General features: G+C 63.2%; 20 protein-coding genes. 6 read left to right on the top strand and 14 right to left on the bottom strand.

Annotated elements, in window-relative coordinates; all coding sequences use genetic code 11:
* Window positions 1–90 precede the first annotated feature (90 nt).
* Entirely contained in the window at window positions 91–750 is a 660-nt protein-coding gene (locus tag GC148_RS10345; protein WP_291070672.1) for a GH25 family lysozyme, read from the top strand.
* Here GC148_RS10345 and GC148_RS10340 read toward each other — a convergent pair.
* The 7 genes from GC148_RS10340 to miaA form a co-directional block, all read right to left on the bottom strand.
* Window positions 747–1,304 carry a GNAT family N-acetyltransferase gene (locus tag GC148_RS10340; protein ID WP_291070671.1) on the bottom strand — a complete coding sequence of 186 codons (558 nt, stop codon included), beginning with the start codon at window positions 1,302–1,304 and terminating at the stop codon, window positions 747–749. The genes GC148_RS10345 and GC148_RS10340 overlap by 4 nt on opposite strands.
* A gap of 2 nt (window positions 1,305–1,306) precedes the next feature.
* A complete protein-coding gene (ilvC, locus tag GC148_RS10335; RefSeq protein ID WP_291070670.1) occupies window positions 1,307–2,326 on the bottom strand; it encodes a ketol-acid reductoisomerase in 1,020 nt (339 codons plus the stop codon).
* 57 nt (window positions 2,327–2,383) lie between these two features.
* Complete coding sequence (locus GC148_RS10330; RefSeq protein ID WP_291070669.1) at window positions 2,384–3,025, bottom strand: hypothetical protein; 642 nt, start codon at window positions 3,023–3,025, stop codon at window positions 2,384–2,386.
* Window positions 3,022–3,591 (bottom strand): acetolactate synthase small subunit, encoded by a 570-nt coding sequence (gene ilvN, locus GC148_RS10325; RefSeq protein WP_291070668.1) that lies wholly within the window; start codon window positions 3,589–3,591, stop codon window positions 3,022–3,024. The genes GC148_RS10330 and ilvN overlap by 4 nt, the downstream gene beginning before the upstream one ends.
* On the bottom strand, window positions 3,588–4,286 hold the full coding sequence (locus tag GC148_RS10320) for a hypothetical protein (protein WP_291070667.1): 699 nt from the start codon (window positions 4,284–4,286) through the stop codon (window positions 3,588–3,590). The genes ilvN and GC148_RS10320 overlap by 4 nt, the downstream gene beginning before the upstream one ends.
* Window positions 4,287–4,318: 32 nt before the next feature.
* Window positions 4,319–6,109: an acetolactate synthase 3 large subunit gene (locus GC148_RS10315; protein WP_291070666.1), complete on the bottom strand. Its 1,791-nt coding sequence runs from the start codon at window positions 6,107–6,109 to the stop codon at window positions 4,319–4,321.
* Between the two features lie 184 nt (window positions 6,110–6,293).
* Window positions 6,294–7,244 carry a tRNA (adenosine(37)-N6)-dimethylallyltransferase MiaA gene (miaA, locus tag GC148_RS10310; protein ID WP_291070665.1) on the bottom strand — a complete coding sequence of 317 codons (951 nt, stop codon included), beginning with the start codon at window positions 7,242–7,244 and terminating at the stop codon, window positions 6,294–6,296.
* A gap of 74 nt (window positions 7,245–7,318) precedes the next feature.
* Between miaA and serB the strand changes: the two genes are divergently transcribed.
* A complete protein-coding gene (gene serB / locus GC148_RS10305; protein WP_291070664.1) occupies window positions 7,319–8,227 on the top strand; it encodes a phosphoserine phosphatase SerB in 909 nt (302 codons plus the stop codon).
* A gap of 7 nt (window positions 8,228–8,234) precedes the next feature.
* A complete protein-coding gene (locus tag GC148_RS10300) occupies window positions 8,235–8,705 on the top strand; it encodes an NUDIX domain-containing protein (RefSeq protein WP_291070663.1) in 471 nt (156 codons plus the stop codon).
* Here the strand turns inward: GC148_RS10300 and GC148_RS10295 are convergent.
* Window positions 8,702–9,157 carry a MarR family winged helix-turn-helix transcriptional regulator gene (locus GC148_RS10295; protein ID WP_291070662.1) on the bottom strand — a complete coding sequence of 152 codons (456 nt, stop codon included), beginning with the start codon at window positions 9,155–9,157 and terminating at the stop codon, window positions 8,702–8,704. The genes GC148_RS10300 and GC148_RS10295 overlap by 4 nt on opposite strands.
* Before the next feature lie 72 nt (window positions 9,158–9,229).
* Here GC148_RS10295 and GC148_RS10290 point away from each other — a divergent pair, with 72 nt between their 5' ends.
* Window positions 9,230–9,652, top strand: coding sequence for a nuclear transport factor 2 family protein (locus GC148_RS10290; RefSeq protein ID WP_291070661.1), 423 nt, complete (start codon window positions 9,230–9,232; stop codon window positions 9,650–9,652).
* Window positions 9,653–9,659: 7 nt separating this feature from the next.
* On the opposite strand, the gene GC148_RS10285 is transcribed toward GC148_RS10290, so the two are convergent.
* The 5 genes from GC148_RS10285 to GC148_RS10265 all read right to left on the bottom strand — a co-directional run bounded on the left by GC148_RS10285 (window position 9,660) and on the right by GC148_RS10265 (window position 16,872).
* On the bottom strand, window positions 9,660–10,418 hold the full coding sequence (locus GC148_RS10285; protein WP_291070660.1) for a murein L,D-transpeptidase family protein: 759 nt from the start codon (window positions 10,416–10,418) through the stop codon (window positions 9,660–9,662).
* 272 nt (window positions 10,419–10,690) lie between these two features.
* Complete coding sequence (locus tag GC148_RS10280; RefSeq protein WP_291070659.1) at window positions 10,691–11,371, bottom strand: CDP-alcohol phosphatidyltransferase family protein; 681 nt, start codon at window positions 11,369–11,371, stop codon at window positions 10,691–10,693.
* Window positions 11,372–11,381: 10 nt separating this feature from the next.
* Complete coding sequence (locus tag GC148_RS10275) at window positions 11,382–12,911, bottom strand: pilus assembly protein (protein ID WP_291070658.1); 1,530 nt, start codon at window positions 12,909–12,911, stop codon at window positions 11,382–11,384.
* A 37-nt stretch (window positions 12,912–12,948) separates the two neighbouring features.
* Window positions 12,949–14,766: a TadE/TadG family type IV pilus assembly protein gene (locus tag GC148_RS10270; RefSeq protein ID WP_291070657.1), complete on the bottom strand. Its 1,818-nt coding sequence runs from the start codon at window positions 14,764–14,766 to the stop codon at window positions 12,949–12,951.
* A 294-nt stretch (window positions 14,767–15,060) separates the two neighbouring features.
* Entirely contained in the window at window positions 15,061–16,872 is a 1,812-nt protein-coding gene (locus tag GC148_RS10265; RefSeq protein WP_291070656.1) for a ubiquitin-activating E1 FCCH domain-containing protein, read from the bottom strand.
* 156 nt (window positions 16,873–17,028) lie between these two features.
* On the opposite strand from GC148_RS10265, the gene GC148_RS10260 reads away from it, so the two are divergent.
* On the top strand, window positions 17,029–17,823 hold the full coding sequence (locus GC148_RS10260) for a thymidylate synthase (RefSeq protein ID WP_291070655.1): 795 nt from the start codon (window positions 17,029–17,031) through the stop codon (window positions 17,821–17,823).
* A gap of 6 nt (window positions 17,824–17,829) precedes the next feature.
* On the opposite strand, the gene GC148_RS10255 is transcribed toward GC148_RS10260, so the two are convergent.
* Window positions 17,830–18,378 carry a hypothetical protein gene (locus GC148_RS10255; RefSeq protein ID WP_291070654.1) on the bottom strand — a complete coding sequence of 183 codons (549 nt, stop codon included), beginning with the start codon at window positions 18,376–18,378 and terminating at the stop codon, window positions 17,830–17,832.
* A gap of 163 nt (window positions 18,379–18,541) precedes the next feature.
* On the opposite strand from GC148_RS10255, the gene aqpZ reads away from it, so the two are divergent.
* Window positions 18,542–19,222 carry an aquaporin Z gene (gene aqpZ, locus GC148_RS10250; RefSeq protein WP_291070653.1) on the top strand — a complete coding sequence of 227 codons (681 nt, stop codon included), beginning with the start codon at window positions 18,542–18,544 and terminating at the stop codon, window positions 19,220–19,222.
* Window positions 19,223–19,405: the final 183 nt, after the last annotated feature.

The raw sequence follows: 19,405 nt of genomic DNA, 5'->3' as shown, positions 1-19,405 counted from the left end.
GCCCTTTTCCACAGGTTAACCTATTGTTAACGAAAGAAGAAGGGGACCTCCTGGATGCTTGCAAGAATTGTGCGGACTTTGCGTTGGCCCGTGGCGGCAGCCTTCGGCGCGCTTGTACTGGCCGCGTGCAGCCCCGAGCCCGACGGGCCGGCGGCGCCTTCAGGGCCGCATGGATTGCTGCCGCCCGGCGCGGAAGGGATCGACCTCTCGCACCATAATGGCCTGGTCGACTGGGCCCGTCTCGGCACAGAGCCGTTTTCGTTTGCCTATCTCAAGGCGACCGAGGGCAGCGACCACATCGATCAGGAATTCCAGGCGAACTGGCGCGCGGCGACCCGGCTCGGCTGGCGCGTCGGCGCCTACCATTTCTTCCTCCTGTGCCGGGAGGGCGCCTCGCAGGCCGAGAACTTTATCCGGCAGGTCGAGGTGCGGCCCGGCACGCTTCCGCCCGCCGTTGACCTGGAGCAGGCCCACAATTGCAAACCGCGCGGCGGCCGCGAGGCCACCCTGGACGAAATCCGCGTCTTCCTCGAAGCGGTCGAAGTCGAATACGGCGCCGTGCCGGTGATCTACACCACGCCGGCGTTTCATGCCGAGTGGATTGCGGGGGAGGGCTTCGAGCGCCATCCGCTCTGGATCCGCTCGCTCGACGGGCCGCCGCAAGGCGACTACGCGATCTGGCAGTATTCGATGAAGGGCAAGGCCGCTGGCGTTGAAGGCCCGGTCGATCTCAACCGCGCCGCAGACTAGATCGCCTTGCCCATCCGCGCGCCCGGCACGTCGATCCCGTCGATCGATGCGCTGATGATGACCTCGATCAGCTGGTAGCCGCAGGCGCGGTAGAGCGGCTGGCCGGCAAGCGTGGCCATCAATTCGACACGTGTGAAACCTGCGTCCCTCGCTGCGCCCTCGCAGATTGCCAGAACGTAGCGCCCCAGACCGCGGCGGACGAAATCCGGATGGGTGTACATTGCGCGGATGCGGGCAGCATCTTCGCCTATCCTGAGCAGCGCAGCATTGCGCTGGGCGGTCGAGTGATCGCCGCCATAGAGCGTCGTGCGCCGGCTCCAGCCGCCGCAGGCGGCGAGGCGGCCGCTTCCGGTGTCGTGCACGACAAAATACGTGGCATCCGCGATCAGCTGACGGTCGAGTCCCATGATGCTGCGGGCAACCGCGATCTGCGCCTCCGACAAAAAACCGCGCTGAAGTTCACCGATTGCGGTGTCCATCAGCGCGGCGATTTCGTCTGTATCCGCCTCGGTAGCGAGGCGATACGCGAAGCCCTCAAGCAAGGGCTCCGGCATTGTTAGTTGCGGGTCTTGTCGACCAGGCGATCATTCTTCGCCCAGTGCATCATGCCTCGCAGCTTTTCGCCCACAGCTTCGATGTCATGCGAGGCCATACGCTGGCGCATGGCGTGGAAGCCCGGCGCGCCGGCCTGGTTTTCCAGAACCCAGTTGCGGGCGAACGTGCCGTTCTGGATGTCTTCCAGGACCTTTTTCATTTCCGCTTTCGTCGCGCTGTTCACGACGCGCGGCCCGGTGACGTATTCTCCGTACTCGGCCGTGTTCGAGATCGAGTAGTTCATGTTGGCGATGCCGCCTTCATAGATCAGGTCGACGATCAGCTTAGTCTCGTGGAGGCATTCGAAATAGGCCATTTCCGGCGCGTAGCCTGCCTCGACGAGGGTTTCGTAGCCGGCCTTGATCAGTTCCACGATTCCGCCGCACAGCACGGCCTGCTCGCCGAAGAGGTCGGTTTCGGTCTCTTCGCGGAAGCTGGTCTGGATGACGCCGGCGCGCGTGTTGCCAATGGCTTTCGAATAGGAGAGGGCCACGGCCTGCGCCGTGCCGGTGGCATCCTGGTGGACGGCGATCAGGCCCGGCAGGCCGAAGCCCATCTGGTACTGCGCGCGCAGCGTATGGCCGGGGCCTTTCGGCGCCGACAGAGACACGTCAATGTCCGCCCGCGGACGGATCAGGTTGTAGTGGATGTTGAAGCCGTGGCCGAACATGATGTGCTGGCCAGCGCGCAGGTGCGGTTCGATCTCGTTGGCGAACAGCACAGCCTGCTTCTCGTCGGGCACGAGGATCATCAGTACATCGGCCCATTTGGCTGCTTCAGCCGGGGTGACGACTTCCAGCTTCTCGGCTTCGCATTTCTTGCGGCTGCTGGAGCCTTCCTGAAGCGCAACCTTGATCTGCTTCACGCCGGAATCGCGAAGGTTCAGGGCGTGCGCGTGGCCCTGGCTGCCATACCCGACGACTGCGACCTTCTTCTTCTGGATCAGGCTGATGTCGGCGTCTTGCTCGTAATAGACTTTCATGTGCGTTCGGATGCTCCGCTGGAGGGGGAAGGGAAGGTTGGTTGTGGAAGGGATCCGTCAGGAGGCTTTGCAGTCCCAGGCCGGGCTGACATTGGCAAAGCCGATGACGAGATTGTTGAGACGGTTTACCGGATCGTCCGATCCGGCATGCCGGGAAAATTGTCGCGTGCCAATCGGGGTTTCGGCCCGCGTGATTACATCATGGCTGTCGATCACCAGGCGCACATTGCGCGAGCCATCGGGATTGACCGTCACTTCCTCGCGGGGGCCATAGGCGGGCAGTGCAGGATCGGCGGCGGTCGACAGCAGGGCGCTCAGGGATTTCGCGGTATCGTCAGGCAGGGTCGCGCGCAGGCGGCAGCGCATCCCCTTGCCGTCCGGCACGGAACGCGCATCAAGGCGCAGCTTTCCGTCCTGGTCCAGCACGTCGTAGACATAGGCGGCGCCGCTCGGCGATGCCGTGTCGATGATCTGGACCAGTGAGTTGGCTTCGCTGCCGTAATAGCGGGTGGCCCGGTCGCGGATCAGGCTCGCCCGCAACAGGTCGCAATTCATCTTGGCCGCATCCGGATCGGCCGGACCCGAATAGGCCGCGGTCGAAAGCGTCGTATTGCAGCCGTCCATCTGCGCATGCGCCGCAAGCGGTACAAGGCAGGCGGCCAGGCTCACCAGAACGGCGCGCCAGAGAGAGGCTTTCATCCCTTCTCCTTTCCCCGTTTGATCGACAGGACGCCGGTCCGGCTGACTTCGACCAGACCGAGTGGACGCATCAGGTCGACGAACTGGGTCAGCTTTTCCGAGGCGCCCGTGACCTCAAAAATAAAGCTCTCATTTGTCGTATCTATCACATGTGCGCGGAAAATCTCAGCGATGCGGAGCGCTTCGACGCGCTTTTCGCCCGTTCCAGCCACTTTCACGAGCGCAAGTTCGCGTTCGATGCCCGTTTTGGAATTGGTGATGTCGATGACTTCGGCGACCGGCACGATGCGCAGCAGCTGGGCCTCGATCTGTTCGAGGATGTGCGGCGTGCCCTGCGTGACGATGGTGATGCGCGAGCGATGTTGGCTGGCGTCAACCTCTGCGACCGTCAGGGAGTCGATGTTGTAGCCCCGCCCCGAAAAAAGGCCGACGACGCGGGCGAGCACGCCCGGTTCGTTGTCGACGAGCACGGCCAGGGTGCGCCGCTCGATCCCCTCGTCCGAATGGGCGAGGAAATAGGCAGATTTCGGGCCGTTGCCGTTTGTCGGGGTGGACGTGTCGTTCATTGCAGCCTCGTGGACGCGGCCGGCGCCTCGGCGCCGAATTTGAACCCGGGCCGCCGGGTTTCGAGTTTTGATTTCAACGCTTGCGACTTGGCAATGGCGTCGCTGCGGTTTTCACCGGTCTGGTCGTCATAGCGTTCGACCACTTCATCCTTGCGGCGCGGGTCGAGATAGGCCTGCAGTTCGGAGACGAGCAGGCGGCGGCATTCATCGATATAGGCGGCGGAGTCTTCCGAACCCGGCCCGCCCTCGCGGGTGATCGCTTCCATCTCGTGATAGGTCCACATCAGCGCGTCGAGGATCGGCGGGCGGTGGCCGCGATAGGCGCCTTCCTTTTCGGCGCCCTTCTTGTCGGGATTAAGGTTCGGAAAGAACATCCGGCCCCGGTCGACCAGGGTCGACAATACGACAAGCATGTTCGCCTTGTTGGCGAGAAAGGCGCCGTCATTCGCCTGCAGGTGGCGGGTGCGGGCAAACATGGCGCAGCGGGCGAGGGAGTCGATGGCCGCATTGCCCCAGTCGAGGCTGGCCGCGTCGATGCTCTGGCGCAGGCGTTCGGTCTGCAGCTTGCGCTGACGGCGGGTCTCACCGCGCGCAATCACGGCGCTCATCACGGCGACGAACGCCGAACCGATCGTCAGGATCAGGTCCGTGTTGCTCTGCAAAAGTTCCAGAACGCTGGCCACGTCCATCACCATCCCCTCCGCTAACGTTTCAACGCCTTGTTATCTCAAACGAGCTTGCGGCCCGCCTCGCCGATTTCGTTACCAGTTATCTCGCCCAGGATCATCTGGTTGTGCGCAGAGCCCGACGGGATCATCGGCAGGCAGTTTTCCGCCCGTTCCACGCGGCAGTCGAACAGAACCGGGCCGGGATCGTCAATCATCTCGAGGATCTTCGCGTCCAGCTCCTCGGGCTTGTCACAGCGGATGCCGTGCCCGCCCATGGCGTTCGCCAGCATCACGAAGTCGGGCAGGCTTTCGGAATAGGAGTGCGAATAACGCTCGCCGTGCAGCAATTCCTGCCACTGGCGCACCATGCCCATCCACTCATTGTTGAGGATGAACACCTTCACCGGCAGCCTGTGCTGGACGGCGGTGGACAGTTCCTGCGTCATCATCTGGATCGAGGCTTCGCCCGCGATGTCGATGACCAGCGCGTCCGGATGCGCCGCCTGGACGCCGACCGCGGCGGGCAGGCCATAGCCCATGGTGCCAAGGCCGCCGGAGGTCATCCACCGGTTCGGTTCGTTGAAATGGTAGAACTGCGCGGCCCACATCTGGTGCTGGCCGACTTCGGTGGTGATGTAGGTGTTGCGGTCCTTCGTTAGCGCGTACAGTCGCTCGACCGCGTATTGCGGTTTGATCACATCGCTTGAGTTCTTGTAGGCAAAGCACTTGAGCGCCCGCCAGCCATCGATCTGCGCGCGCCATGCGGTCAGGTCCGGCATCTTTCGCTTCAGCGCTTTGATCTCTGTAATCAGCGCGTCCAGCGCTTCGGCGCAGTCCGCCAGCACCGGCACATCCACGCGCACGATCTTGTTGATCGAGGACGCATCGATATCGATGTGGATCTTCTTCGACTTCGGCGAGAAGGCATCGATGCGGCCGGTGACCCGGTCGTCGAACCGCGCGCCGACGCAGATCATCAGGTCGCAGTCGTGCATCGCATTGTTGGCTTCGTAGCTGCCATGCATGCCCAGCATGCCCAGCCAGTCCGGGTGCGAGGCCGGGAAGGCACCGAGACCCATCAGCGTGGAGGTCACGGGAAAGCCGGTCAGCTCCTGCAGCTCGCGCAGCTTCGCGGCGGCCTGCGGTCCGGAATTGATGACGCCGCCGCCGGTATAGAACACCGGCCGCCAGGCTTTCGTCATCAGGTCCGCAGCCATCTTGATGGCGTCCCGGTTCGGCTCGCGCTGGGGCACATAGGTCGGCTTGAAGATGCCGTCCTTGCCGACATAGGGCCCGGTCGCGAACTGGATGTCCTTCGGAATGTCGATGACCACCGGGCCCGGCCGTCCGCTGGTCGCGACATAGAAGGCCTCGTGCATGATCCGTGCGAGCTGGTTCACATCGGTCACGAGATAGTTGTGCTTGGCGCAGCTGCGCGTAATGCCGGTCGTGTCGCATTCCTGGAACGCGTCGGTGCCGATCAGGTGGGTCGGCACCTGGCCGGTGATCACAATCATCGGGATCGAGTCCATCAGCGCGTCCGTGATCGGGGTGACCATGTTGGTCGCGCCGGGACCGGACGTCACCAGTGCCACGCCGCATTTGCCCGTCGAGCGCGCATAGCCTTCGGCGGCGTGGCCGGCGCCCTGTTCATGGCGCACCAGGACGTGGCGGATCGCGTCCTGCCCGTAGAGCGCATCATAGATCGGCAGGACCGCCCCGCCGGGATAGCCGAACATCACCGATACGCCCTGCTCGCGAAGCGCTTCCACGACAATCTGGGCGCCGGTCATCATGCGCGGGGCATCGGTCTGGGAGGCGGCGGGCTTGGCCTTGGTCTTGGTGGTCATGTCGGGGCTCGGAGGTTTGGGAGGGACGGGGTGTCAGTCGGGGTATCGGCCAAACAAAAAAGGGCCTCCGGAGGAAGCCCTTTTATGTGCGCACCCGCAACCGCCTGAAAGATCAGGCAGCTACGGGCGCCGAAGGATTACTACGGTCATTTTGCGCAAGGGGCGTTTCCTCGAATTAGTGGGCTCAGGCATAATCTTCCGCTTGGGCCGTGTCAATCTCCCTGTAAAGGGCAAAAATGACCCTCAAACGGTCGCCCATCTCCGGGGAAGGTATGCGCGTCCAGAACGGAAACTGGCGCCCGATCCATGTGAACTGCCTTTTTGCATAGCGGCGCGTATCGCGCTTGGCGTTCTCGGCGGCCTCTTCCGGGCTCATTTCGCCCCGGGCAAAGGCCGTCAGCCAAGGCATGCCGCAGGCCTTCATCACCGGCAGTTCCGGGTCCAGCCCGCGCGCCACCAGCTCACGCGCCTCGTTCATGGCGCCCTGCATCAGCATGCCCTCGAACCGGCGGTCGATCTTCTTGTAGAGCGCCGCGCGCGGCGGGGTCAGGGCAAAGCCGGTCCATTCGGCCGGCTGCAGCACGGGCGGCTGGCGCTCGGTCTGGAAATCGCTCAGCGACCGGCCGGTGGCCAGCCACACTTCGTAGGCGCGGGCGAGGCGCTGCTTGTCGCCGGTGCCGAGCCGTTCGGCCAGTTCGGGATCGTGCGGCATCAGCCGCGCCCGGAGGCCATCGGCGCCCTCGGTATCGCTGATCGTGCGCACTTCGGCGCGGATCTCGTCCGGCACTGGCGGGATGTCGGACAGGCCCTGCGTCAGCGCCAGCAGGTAAAGCCCGGTGCCGCCCACAAAGATTGCGCGCTTGTTCTGCCGCTGCAGCTTCTTGATGACAGCGCGCGCGGCTTCCAGCCACTCGCCGGTGGAATAGCGTGTTCCCGGGTCGACATAGCCGAACAGATGGTGGGGCACGCCCGCCATTTCCTCTTCGGTCGGCCGGGCCGAGATCACCTGCACGTCTTTGTAGACCTGCATGGAATCGGCATTGATCACCTCGCCGCCGAGCCGCCGGGCGACTTCAATGGCGAGGGCGGACTTGCCGCTGGCGGTCGGGCCGTGGATCAGGATCACAGGATGCATGAACGGGAGTCTAGGGGCTTGCCCGCCTTGAGGAAAGGCTCCTACAGACACCCTGCCTCAAAGCGGAGCGTCCGATGACAAATGAGTGGGTGGTGATCGCAGCGTCGCGCCAGGGTGGACCAGCCGGGGCCCATGCCCTGCAGGCCGCCATCGCGGCGGAAGGCGGCCTCACGGGGGAGGGCCTGTCCCTGTCGGATGCCGATCCGATCCATGCCGGCGGCTTTACCTTCACGATGCCCGAAGGCACAGCGCCCGCTGGCTTGCGCGCCCGGCTTGAAGCCGAACTGGAAGCCGATATCGCGGTGATGCCGCGCACCCGGTTCGGCCGGAAACGCCTGCTGATCTCCGACATGGACTCCACTATCATCGGCCAGGAATGCATCGACGAGCTTGCCGACGCGGTCGGCCTGAAAGCCGAGATCTCCGGCATCACCGAACGCGCCATGCGCGGGGAGCTGAACTTCGAGTCCGCACTCACTGAACGGGTCGCCATGCTGAAAGGCCTGCCGCTGGGCGAATTGCAGCGCACCCTCGAACAGCGCCTCACGCTCAATGCCGGCGCGCGCACCCTCGTCGCGACAATGAAGGCGCACGGCGCCAGGACGGTTCTCGTGTCTGGCGGCTTTACGTTCTTCACGTCCCGCATCGCGGCGCTCGCCGGGTTCGAGGCCCAGCAGGGCAACACGCTGCTGGATGACGGCGCCGCGCTGACCGGCGAGGTCGGACTGCCCATCCTCGGGCGCGCGGCCAAGCGCGAAGCGCTCGAAACCTTCGCATCGGCGGGCGGTTTTGCACCGTCCGAAGCCCTCGCGCTTGGCGACGGCGCGAACGATCTCGACATGATCAAGGCGGCCGGTCTTGGTGTGGCCTATCAGGCCAAGCCCGTGGTCGCCGCCGAAGCCCACGGCGCGGTCCGTCACACGGACCTGACCGCCGCATTGTTCTTCCAGGGCTACACCGCCTCAAACTTCGTCCACGGATAATTCCCTTATGCCTTCGTTGCGCACACTTGCCTTCCAGGCCTGGTTCAGGGTCAGCCGCCCGATGACGCTCGGCGTGCGCGCGGCGGTGGAGAATGCAAACGGTCACGTCTTCATGGTGCGCCATACCTATATCAATGGCTGGTTCATGCCCGGCGGCGGCGTCGAGCGCGGTGAACCGGTGATCGAAGCCCTGCGCCGCGAGCTGCATGAAGAGGCCGGCGTGCGCCTGATCGCCGATCCGCCGGTCGTCGGCGTCTATTCGAACCATCACAATTTCCGGAATGACCATGTGATCCTCTACCGTGTGCCGTGGGGCACCTGGGCGCAGGAGACCGCGACCAGCGTGGGTGAGATTGCCGAAACGACCTGGGTCGATCCGCACGCGCCCATCGACGGCATCACGCGCGGCACGCAGCAACGCTTCGACGAACTGTATCGCGGCGCGCCGCTGTCACCCTGGTGGGCGGCCAAAACCTAGCGCTGCATTGCCACCATGATCTGTTCCAGATCGGCCCGCAGCGCCCGGATGCGGCTTTCGGGCAAGCCCTCGATGCATTCCGCTTCGACCGCATCGCTCAGCCGGTTCAGGGTCGCCAGCGCCGCGTTGCCCCGCCGGGTCAGCCGCACCAGCCGGGCCCGCCCATCCGTGGGGTCGGGAATGGTTTCTGCAAACCCGTCCGCCTCGAGTGTTTCGATCAGGTAGGACACCGATTGTTTGGTGATCCCGGCCCGTTGGGCGAGGTCGGACGCGCGCGACCCCTCCGGCGCGATGTTGCGGAAGATCACCGAATGCGCAGGCCGGATTTCGGCAAAGCCTTCGCCGGCGAGCCCGGCATACACGCGCGCCTGCGCCGCCTCATAGATCAGGCGGGCCAGTCGGATGATGCGGGTCGGGGCGGCAGGGGATGCCGTTCGCTCGTTTTGTATCATGGAGGCTACTTGACGATAGTCAGACAGTCTGTCAATAATAGACAGACAACCTGACTAAAAGGATTTCCTCTCATGGCTGATGGTCAGATGATTGAACCCGACCTGATCGCCCGCAACCTCGAAGTCGTTCAGGCCCACCTGGAAGGCGAGGGGCGAGACCCCGCCAGCGTCATGTCGCTCTACACGGATGATATTGTGCTTGAGGTCCCGGGGCGCGGTCTGCGCTTCGACGACAAGGCCGCGATCGAGGCGAACTATATCGCGATGTTCGGTTCGATGTCCGAGCTCGAAATGTACCCGCTCGACCGGTTCGCCACCGCCGACCGGGTCTTTGACGATTGCCGCGTCCGCTTCACGCTGACCGGAGCCGGCTTTGCCGGCGCGCCCGTGCCGCTCGGCACGCGGGTCGAAGTGCGCCTGCTGCATGTGTTCGAGATGCGCGCCGGCCTGATCGCGCGCGAGACGGTTCACGAAAGCTGGAAAGTGCTCGCCTGAAGCCGGCTCACCTTTTGGCGGCGATCACGTAACGCTTTCCCGACACGGTCACTTTCGGCACCTGTCCGGTCTGCTCGAAGGTGGTCCAGGCCGGGGCGATCTGGTTCCAGAACGCCGCATCCGCTTCGCCGGCATGCACCTTCAGGTTCGCCTCGGTCATCGGGAAAGGGAAGATATGGACCGGCACTTCGCTCTGCCCGTTCGCAAAGGCGGCCTGCATCAGGGTCCAGATCTGTTCGATCACCGGATCCGTCATGGCGAAACAGCCGATCGACACACAATTGCCGTGCACCATCAGGAAGCTGCCTGTGCGGCCATTGGCGCGGTCGAAGGCGTTCGGGTAGCCCAGATTGAACGAGAGGTGATAGCTGGACGACGGGTTCATCTGCGCCGGCTTGATCATGTAGAAGCCCTCCGGCGCCTGTCCGTCGCCTTCCGCTTTCTTCGGGCCCAGCGTTCCGGATACGGAGCAGACCGGCCAAGTACGGAACGGTATGTACACACCACTCGCATCCTGGACGTAAGCGGTCAGTTCGGCCGGTGCCTTGGTGATGCGCAGGAAGACCGGACTGCCCAGCGACAGGCCTTGGGCTTCCAGGTCGCGTGCCAGTCCGGGCATTGCGGATTCATAGGCCTGGTCGGACACGCGGGAGGACGGAATCGTACCGGCCTGGGCGAAGGCGAGCAGGGCGGGCAGGCAGAGGAACGCCAGCGCGGCGAGCAACAGCGCGACGAGATTCGGTCGGGGCCCAGCCTTGTGTCTCATGCCTGCGAAACTTCGGGGCAATCATGGCAGCAGTCGGGCAGGACTGCGCCGCGCGCGCGGCGATGATCCTAAAATTTCCGTAGACCAATTTTACGATTTGTTGAGCGCAGCCCGCTAATCTCGGCCCCGTGACGTTTCCCCCCTGCGTCACGTTTAGACATGGGCGAAGCGGGCTTCTCCCTCCAAGCATCCCAGCCGCTTTGCCTTGCGCCGGCTTCCCAGTCCCCGGGAAGCCGGCGTCCCCGCTTTCAGGGCCGGCATTCGGGAAGGCATCAGGCCTTGCGGATGGCCCGCACGTATTGCGACGCCGTGTAGAGCGACAGGGCAGCGGCCGCCCAGAGCAGCACCACCAGAGCGGCCGCGGCCAGCTGCGCCGGCAGGCTCGCCTCCAGCGCGAGCTTTTCGGTCGATGCCGGCGCCAGCGCAAAGGGCATCATCAGTCCGGCAATCGCCAGCATCTCCACCGCCGTCTTCACCTTGGCCAGATGGCTCGGCGCGACCACGCCCGATGCCTCCGGCCGTGTGCGCAGCCAGGTCATGAACACGTCTCGGGCGATGATCAGCGCCGCCGGCAGGTAAATCAGCCAGGACCTGAGCGTCAGCGCCAGGCCCAGCAGCGCAAAGCTGACCAGCAGCTTGTCCGCAATCGGGTCCAGCCAGACGCCGAACCGGCTTTCCGCCTTGAAGGTCCGCGCCGCCCACCCGTCCAGGAAATCTGTCAGCGCGCCGGACAGGAAAGCCAGAAGCGCAAACTGGTGCCAAAGCTGCTCCATGGTTGCCAGCCGCAGCGCTTCGTCGCCCTCGGCGGTCTTGAACGCATCGCCAGACGCCGCCGCGTTCAGGGCGGCGAACAGGACCAGCGCCGCGAATACGCAGCGCGAAATCGTCAGGGCATTGGGAATCCAGGCCAGCATCGTGGACCAGCCATAGCGAGGGGAGGGCAGACCCTGCAAGGACCGGGGCTCAGTGTTTCAGGCGCAAGTCGGAGATCGAGCGCGCAATCGTGCGATAGACCTCGATCAGCTCGTCGCCATTGTCGGCGCTGAAGGCATGGCCGGGCGAAGTGGCGCAGTATTCGAGGATGGTCCGGCCGTCGCCGGTACGCTGCACGCTGGACGGCACCTGGAAGCCCACGGTGAAAATCTGGATATTGCTGGGCAGCGACTTCATCTGGTCGCACAGGTCCATCGATTGCCGGAACGAGCTGCGCGTTGCGGTCGGGTGCTGGATGTTGAAATCGCCGTCCGTCATCAGGATGAGGAACTTGGTGGTGCGCTGGCCGCCATAGGGGCGCGGTTCGGATTCCGCAGGCCAGATGCCGGCCCAGTTGGGCGAGATCAGGTACCAGCCCCAGGCCAGGCCAAGATGGCCGGCCGTACCGCCCGAAGCGACGAGGCTGTTGACGTGTGCCTTCAGCGCGGCCTTGTCCTCGGTCAGCGGAACCGGCCCCGACGGCTGGCAAAGTCCGTGGCGGCCCTCATGGGCGCCGACGCCATAGCCGGTCGCGCCGCTGTTTTCGACATTCTTCCAGCCATCGTATTTCGAGGTCGACCCGGCCGAGAAGTTCCAGCGCGGATTGCCGGCGCCCAGCCAGCGGCCGTATCCCGGCGCGGCGTCGGTGGCCGCATCGGCGCCGGTGCGCTCATAGATGCAGCTGTCGGACAGGCCTGTATCCTCGAAGAAGTAGCGCGCCGTGTTCCAAGTATAGCTTGAGCTGCGCCCGCAGGGACTGCTGCTCGTGCAGGTGCCCTTCTGATAATAGAAAAAGCGTTTGCCGGTCGCCGCATCGATCATGCGTTCGTCATTGTACGAATTGTAGTTCGACTGCGCCGCCGAGTTCGACGAATCCCCGTTCAGCGTGGAGGTATCGGTCACGGCGTTGATGTACGGCCCGGCATTGAGCGAATTGTTGTAGCTGGTGATCGCGATGCGAACCGAGCCGTCCAGCACCGCATCGTCCGGCAGCAGCTCGTCAAAGGCGGCCTTCGCTGCGGTCTTCAGCTGTGACAGGCGGTTGTAGCTGTTCATCGAGCCGGAAACGTCGAAGATGAAGGCGATATCGACCACGCCGATGCCATAGGTCGAGATGGCGTCGACGTTGAATTCCAGTTCGTCGTGTCCGATGATCTGGGTGAGGTAAGTGGGCTGGCGGCAATGGATCGAGCCGGCGATATCCTGGTTCTCGGTGTTGAACACGACCGACATCGCGTCACAGAGCAGGCCGCCGCCCTGCTGGCTGATCATCGAGTTGGCGTATTGCTTCACATCGGCGATGACCGCTTCTTCGCTCATCCCGCGCTGGCGCTGCAGCGCGCCGGCCAGCACGGCCGAATCGACAGCCGCCTGGACCTTGGATTTCTGGCGCACCGTGTTCTGGAGATCGATCGCGATGCCGGCGAGCGCCAGCACGGCAGGAACAACGAATGCGGCGAGCATCGCCACGTTGCCCGATTCGGATCTGCCGAAGCCGCGCAGCGGCCGTTTCCTGGTCATGTCCATGACGGGCCTTCTGACTCCGTATGCGAACAGTCTAGTGGACGAGGCGGACCTCGTTGATGGCCCGGCCGATCTGCTGGAACACTTCGATCAGTTCCGACGAACCGCTGGGGAAGTAGGCGTATTGCGAGCTGGTTGCGCAGCTCTTCAATGCGTTCTTCAGCGTCGTGTTGGTGACTTCAAACCCGATTGTGTAGACGACGATGCCTTGATCCTTCATCGCCGTGCAATATTCTTCCGCCTGCGAGAAGGAGTTGCCGTTTTCGGAATTGCAGTTGATCTGGTCCTGCGTGGAGCCCGAACCCGAGGTCGAAGTTTGCGACAGTACACCTTTGCAGAACGATGAGTTGAAGTCGCCGTCCGTCATGAATACAGCGAACTTGTGCAGCTTGGGGCGGCCAAAAGCGGCCGGCTGACTCTCAGTCGGAAAGACCGATCCGAAATTCGGTGACAGCGTGTAGAGGCCCCAGGCCGCCCCGAGGTGACCAGCCGTCGAACCGCCGACAGAAAGGTCGTCGATCGCATCGCTCAATGTGGTCTTGTCGCTCGTCAGCGGAATGAGCGCATTGTCCGGGCAGGGGTTGTTCGTAGACAGATAACCAAGACCGACCGGATTGCCGGTGGGCGAAATGTCGGTAAAGGCATCTGTGCCGGTGCGCTCGGTCGCGCAATTGCTGATCTGGTGAACGCGTTGCGCGCCATTGTAGGCGTTGTTGAACCGGAAGTATTCGCAGCCCGACACGGTGCAATAAGATGTGCCGCCGCTCGTGTACGTGCTGTAGTCCGGGCCATACGAACCACTCAATACGAACGTATTGGCGGTCACATCGGACACCTGCCATGTGGCGTTGGTGGCGGTGTTGATCTGCGTCATGCCTTTCACGCCGGAAATCACGATACGGTCGTTGTCGGTCAGTCCGTGTCCGGCCGCCGTTACCTGGACTTCGCAATCGTCGCTTATGCACTTCTCGGCCGTGCCGTTCTTCTTGTAGGTCGAGTAGGAGGAGCTTTTCACCCCCGAGAGCTGGAACGTGTTCGTGGTGGCGCCTGCGACGGTGTAGACGTTGCCGTTGACCTGCGTCATGCCGCTGACGCCGCTGATATAGACACGGTCCCCGTTGCTGAATCCGTGGTTGCTTGACGTCACAACCGCCGGGTTCGCCTTGGTGATGCCCGTGATGCTTTTGGAGCCGGATTTCCAGGCCGCATTCGATATCGACTTGCCGGGCTCGATCGGGCCACGCACGGCTTCCGCATAGGTGCCTGTATTGACGGCTACGGAATAGGGCACCATGGCGATCTTGGAATAATAGGGGTCCTGTTCGTCGCGCACGACGATATCGACGAGATCCTTCGCAGCGGTGCGCAGCGCCGTAATCCGCGTTCCGGACATCGAGCCCGTGATGTCGAGGATCATCGCCACTTCGATGTCCGAGCCGCCTTCGATCGCGCCCGAGCGCACCGTGACGGCAACATCATTGCGCCCCATCATCTTGGCGATGGTTGTCTCGACGGTCAGGTGGGTGACCAGAAGGATCTTGCCGTTGGCATCTTGGCTCAGCTCGTAGGTGATGTCGCGGCCGAGCTCTTCCTCAAGGTGATTGAGGTGGGCCTCGATGATCGAGCGGCGCTCATCGGCCTCCATGAAGGAATCGTGCGCGGCGGCCAGCGCCGCAGCGTCCGTCGCCATCTGCAGCTTGTGTTCGTCGACGATCACGCGCGAGAAATCGATCGCGAACCCGACGAGCGGGAAGATCACCATACACGCCAGCGCGAACAACATCGCGACGTTACCGCGATCATCGCGGACAAGCCGGGTGTTCCGGCGCTTCGTTTCAATCTGATCGGCCATGGCCAAGCGTCCTCAAGGCGGAAATCCGCACTCACCAGAGGACGCTTATGACAGAACAGCATTGCGGGACGGTTTCCGGTCCACGCAGAAGTGTAACTGTTCTGAGAGGTTTTTGTTAACTGTACCTGAGCCGCCCATACGCAATCCGGGCGGCAGGACCGTCAACCGGTCAGGGCGCGCGGCGGCGGACGAGCGCCCGTTGAGCGGGAGGATCCACCGTTGTTCCGACTCTGGTCTTTTCGTGAGTCAAAGCTGTGTTCATGGTGAACCTCACATTTCCGTACCCAGACGGCATCAGTGGACGAGCCGGACTTCGTTGATCGCGCGCCCGATCTGCTGGAACACGTCGACAAGCTCTGCCGGGGCTTTGGGGAAATAGGCGTACTGCGAGCTGGTAGCGCAGTTGGTCAGCGCCGTCCTTAGGCTGCTGGAAGAGACCTGCAGGCCGACCGTATAGACCACGATGCCTTCCTTTTTCATGGCCGAGCAGTACTTCTGCGCCTGGGAGAAGGAGTCGCCGTTCTCTGCATAGCAATTGATCTGGTCGGAGGACGACCCGTTGCTGCCCCGCGCCAGAACGTTCTTGCAGAAGGACGAGTTGAACTCGCCGTCGGTCATGAACACCGCAAACTTGTGCAGCTTCGGCCGGCCATAGGCTGCCGCGCGGCTTTCGGCAGGGAAGATGTCGCTGAACGTCGGCGAAAGCGTATAGAGACCCCAAGCCGCACCCATGTGTCCTGCTGTCGAGCCGGCCGTGTTCAGCGCCTTGATACTGTCCGACAACAGCTTTTTGTCGTTGGTCAGAGGAATGAGCTGATTGGCCGGGCAATCGCCGGAATTGCGGGAATAATGCAGGCCAACGGGATAATCCGTAGGCGAAGCGTCGGTAAAGGCTTCGGCGCCGGTGCGCTCGGTTGCGCATTGACGAACTTGGAAGACGCGCTGGGAGTCGCTGTACGCGTTGTCGAACCGGTAATATTCGCAGCCCGTCTTCGTGCAATAGACCGTGCCGCCTGATGTGTAGTCGCCGTAGTTCTTCCCGTCCGAGCCCTTGAGGCTGAACGTGTCGTCCGTAACGTTGGAGATCTGCCAGGTGACATTGGTGGCCGTGTTGATCTGGGTCATGCCTTTGACACCGGAAATCACCACATGGTCACCTTCCGAAAGTCCATGTTCTTCGGCGGTCACAACGACTTCGCAGGACTCCGTCAAACAGGGCTGTTCTGCGGTGCCCTTTTTCTTGTATTTCTTGTAGGATGAGCTGTTGATGCCTTTCAGCTCGAATGTGTCGTTGGTCGCATTGATGACTGTGAACGTCTTCTTGTTCAACTCTGTCATGCCTTTGACGCCGCTGATATAGACCTCCTCCCCGTCCGCGAAGCCGTGATTCTTGGACGTCACGACGGCAGGGTTCGATTGCGTGATGTCGGTGATTTTCTTTGTCCCGGCCCCGCGCCATTGCGCGTCCGAGATCTCGATCCCCGGCTTGATCGCTCCCCGTGCGGCTTCCGCATACGGCCCAACGTTCACGGCAACCGCATAGGGTACCATGGCGACTTTCGAATAATATGGGTCCTGTTCGTCGCGCACGACGATATCGACCAGATCCTGCGCGGCCGTGCGTAGCGCAGAGATCCGGCTGCCGGCCATCGAGCCCGTGATGTCGAGGATCATTGCCACTTCGATGTCCGAGCCGCCTTCGACCGCTGCAGACCGTGCCGTAACCTCGACAGTGTCGCGTCCCATAACCTTCGCGATCGTGGTCTGGGTCGTCAGGTGGGTGACGAGAAGGATCTTGCCGTTGGAATCCTGGCTCAGTTCGTAGGTGATCTTGCGGCCGAGCTCCTCTTCGAGATGCGCGAGGTGGGCGTCGATGATCGCGCGCCGCTCGTCGGCCTCCATGAAGGAATCGTGCGCGGCGGCCAGCGCGGCGGCGTCGGTGGCCATCTGCAGCTTGTGCTCGTCGACCACGACACGGGAAAAGTCGATGGCGAACCCGACCAGGGGGAAGATCACCAGACAGGCCAACGCGAACAACATCGCAACATTGCCCCGCTCATCGCGGGCAAACCGGGACTCCCGGCGAGTGGTTCGTGCGTAGTCCATAACCGGTGTCCTTGTGCGGTCGGTATCCTTTTGAGCGAGCGTACAAGGGTGTATGCAGGGGTAATCTTGAGTTACGGTTTCCAAATCGCGATTAAAAGTTACTGGCGCACCGCGGACCGGTTAACTTACAATGTCCCGATTCGAGAGGACCCCGGGATGAAGCAGTATCACGCGCTCATGCAGGACATCCTGCAGAACGGCCATGAACGCGGCGACCGCACGGGCGTGGGCACGATCGGTGTGTTCGGCCGGCAGATGCGTTTCGACCTTGCCGACGGCTTCCCGCTGCTGACCACGAAGCGCCTGCACATCCGCTCGATCATCATCGAACTTCTCTGGTTCCTGCGCGGTGAAACGAACATCGCCTGGTTGAAGGAAAACGGTGTCTCGATCTGGGATGAATGGGCCGACGAGAATGGCGACCTCGGCCCCGTCTACGGTAAGCAGTGGCGCAGCTGGGCCGCGCCGGACGGGCGCACCATCGACCAGATCCAGTGGGTGCTCGACGAGATCCGCACCAATCCGAATTCCCGCCGCCTCATCGTCTCGGCCTGGAACCCGGCTGACGTCAACGACATGGCGCTGCCGCCGTGCCACTGCCTGTTTCAGTTCAATGTCGCCAACGGCCGCTTGAACTGCCAGCTCTACCAGCGCTCGGCGGATGTGTTCCTGGGCGTGCCGTTCAACATCGCCTCCTACGCACTGCTGACGCACATGATGGCGCGCGCCACCGGCCTTCAGCCGGGGGAGTTCGTGCACACGTTCGGCGACACGCACCTCTACCTGAACCATCTGGACCAGGCTCGCCTGCAGCTGACGCGCGAGCCGCGCCCGCTGCCGACGCTCTGGATGAATCCGGACAAGACCGATCTCTTCGGCTGGACCTATGAGGACTTCCGGATCGACAATTACAATCCGCACCCGCACATCAAGGCGGCTGTCGCGGTCTGAACCCGGCTACTTGCCCGTCAGCGTGCAGTGAACCATTCCGCCCGTCTCCACGGCGATCGGCAGCACTTCGTCGAATTCCGAACAGGTAATCAAGGACTGGGCGGCATAGGCGCGAACGGGGAAGACCATGACGCGCACGCGCGCATCGCCGGCCACTTCACGCGCCACCCGCGCCGCATCAATCTTGCCCTTCATGGTGACCGACCGGTTGCCGGCCGACACCGTCTCCATCTCGCCGCCGAGCCAGACGCCGAGGTCCGGATCAAGTCCAGGCGCTGCAGGGTCCTTCGGCACGCCGTAATAGTCTGCCGAGACGCCGAGTTCGGCATGCGTTTCCTGCATCTTTTCCAGCGCGTCGGGGCTGAACGTGATGTCCACCCGGAAGGGCAGGGAGACGATCTTCGCGACATGCGCTTCCGGGGCAGCCGGGCTGGTCGGGGCCGGTGTGGCGGCTCCGGCGGTTTCGGTGCGCTCGGGCGCGGGCGTTTCGGTGGTGCCGCAGCCTGCCAGCGCGGCGGCAAGTGCTGAGAGCGTCAAGGCGCGTGCCGTCTTCATGCGGTCGGTCTCCCGTGTCGTTTCCAGACTTCCTGTGTTGCCGCATCGGCCGCCGAAGGCAAGACCGCCTGAGCGGCTTGCCGCAGGCCCCGAAGCCCGGCAACTTCCGCGCGCGTACCGAGAGGGGCGCTCCGGCTCAAATGGCCGCAAATAGGGGAAGACCATGAAAATATTCATCGCCGAACTCATCGGCACATTCACACTGGTCCTTTTGGGCTGCGGCTCGGCCGTGCTGGCGGGCGGCGAAGTCGGCCAGCTCGGCATCGCCTTCGCCTTCGGGCTTGCCATCGTCGCCATGGCCTACGGAATCGGGCCGATCTCTGGTTGCCACGTCAATCCAGCCGTCAGCTTCGGCGCTTTTGTCGCTGGCCGCCTGTCGATGAACGCCATGTTCCAATACTGGGCCGCCCAGTTCCTGGGGGCGCTGCTCGGCGCCGGCGTGCTCTACCTGATCGCCACCGGCAAGGCCGGCTATGACCTCGCCGCAAACGGCCTCGGCCAGAACGGATGGGGCCCCGGCTATCTCGGGGAGTACAATCTCACGGCCGCCTTCGTGTTCGAGATCGTGGCCACCTTCCTGTTCCTCGTGGTGATCCTCGGCTCCACTCAGAAATCGGCCCCCGGAATGGTCGCCGGTCTCGCCATCGGCCTCACCCTGACGGTCATCCACATCGTCGGCATCCAGGTCACCGGCGTCTCGGTCAACCCCGCGCGCAGCTTCGGACCGGCCGTCATTGTCGGCGGAACGGCCATCAGCCAGCTCTGGCTGTTCCTGATCGCCCCGCTCATCGGCGCGGCGCTCGCCGGCTACCTTTTCAAGCAGAAGCTGCTCGAAACCGATTAAGCCCGTCCGGCCCGCCCCGTCTCGCAAGAGGCGGGGCGTCGCCTAGGTGTGATCTTTCAATAGGTTGTCCATTCGGGCCTGACCGAGGAGATTGAGGTTGCGAGACTTCAACTCCAGGAAAGGACACCGAATGGACATCCACGAGAATGCCCGCACCACACCGCATAGTCGAGCCGAGATTGT

Origin of the sequence: Hyphomonas sp., assembly GCF_016125515.1 — a bacterium.
Taxonomy (GTDB): Bacteria; Pseudomonadota; Alphaproteobacteria; order Caulobacterales; family Hyphomonadaceae; genus Hyphomonas.
The sequence above is the reverse complement of the archived record's forward strand: the minus strand, read 5'-3'. Positions and strand labels throughout refer to the sequence as shown.

Coding starts and splice junctions, on each gene's coding strand:
- GC148_RS10340 (WP_291070671.1), bottom strand. CDS start 1,304: ATGCCGGAGCCCTTGCTTGAGGGCTTCGCGTATCGCCTCGCTACCGAG.
- ilvC (WP_291070670.1), bottom strand. CDS start 2,326: ATGAAAGTCTATTACGAGCAAGACGCCGACATCAGCCTGATCCAGAAG.
- GC148_RS10330 (WP_291070669.1), bottom strand. CDS start 3,025: ATGAAAGCCTCTCTCTGGCGCGCCGTTCTGGTGAGCCTGGCCGCCTGC.
- ilvN (WP_291070668.1), bottom strand. CDS start 3,591: ATGAACGACACGTCCACCCCGACAAACGGCAACGGCCCGAAATCTGCC.
- GC148_RS10320 (WP_291070667.1), bottom strand. CDS start 4,286: ATGGTGATGGACGTGGCCAGCGTTCTGGAACTTTTGCAGAGCAACACG.
- GC148_RS10315 (WP_291070666.1), bottom strand. CDS start 6,109: ATGACCACCAAGACCAAGGCCAAGCCCGCCGCCTCCCAGACCGATGCC.
- miaA (WP_291070665.1), bottom strand. CDS start 7,244: ATGCATCCTGTGATCCTGATCCACGGCCCGACCGCCAGCGGCAAGTCC.
- serB (WP_291070664.1), top strand. CDS start 7,319: ATGACAAATGAGTGGGTGGTGATCGCAGCGTCGCGCCAGGGTGGACCA.
- GC148_RS10300 (WP_291070663.1), top strand. CDS start 8,235: ATGCCTTCGTTGCGCACACTTGCCTTCCAGGCCTGGTTCAGGGTCAGC.
- GC148_RS10295 (WP_291070662.1), bottom strand. CDS start 9,157: ATGATACAAAACGAGCGAACGGCATCCCCTGCCGCCCCGACCCGCATC.
- GC148_RS10290 (WP_291070661.1), top strand. CDS start 9,230: ATGGCTGATGGTCAGATGATTGAACCCGACCTGATCGCCCGCAACCTC.
- GC148_RS10285 (WP_291070660.1), bottom strand. CDS start 10,418: ATGAGACACAAGGCTGGGCCCCGACCGAATCTCGTCGCGCTGTTGCTC.
- GC148_RS10275 (WP_291070658.1), bottom strand. CDS start 12,911: ATGACCAGGAAACGGCCGCTGCGCGGCTTCGGCAGATCCGAATCGGGC.
- GC148_RS10270 (WP_291070657.1), bottom strand. CDS start 14,766: ATGGCCGATCAGATTGAAACGAAGCGCCGGAACACCCGGCTTGTCCGC.
- GC148_RS10265 (WP_291070656.1), bottom strand. CDS start 16,872: ATGGACTACGCACGAACCACTCGCCGGGAGTCCCGGTTTGCCCGCGAT.
- GC148_RS10260 (WP_291070655.1), top strand. CDS start 17,029: ATGAAGCAGTATCACGCGCTCATGCAGGACATCCTGCAGAACGGCCAT.
- GC148_RS10255 (WP_291070654.1), bottom strand. CDS start 18,378: ATGAAGACGGCACGCGCCTTGACGCTCTCAGCACTTGCCGCCGCGCTG.
- aqpZ (WP_291070653.1), top strand. CDS start 18,542: ATGAAAATATTCATCGCCGAACTCATCGGCACATTCACACTGGTCCTT.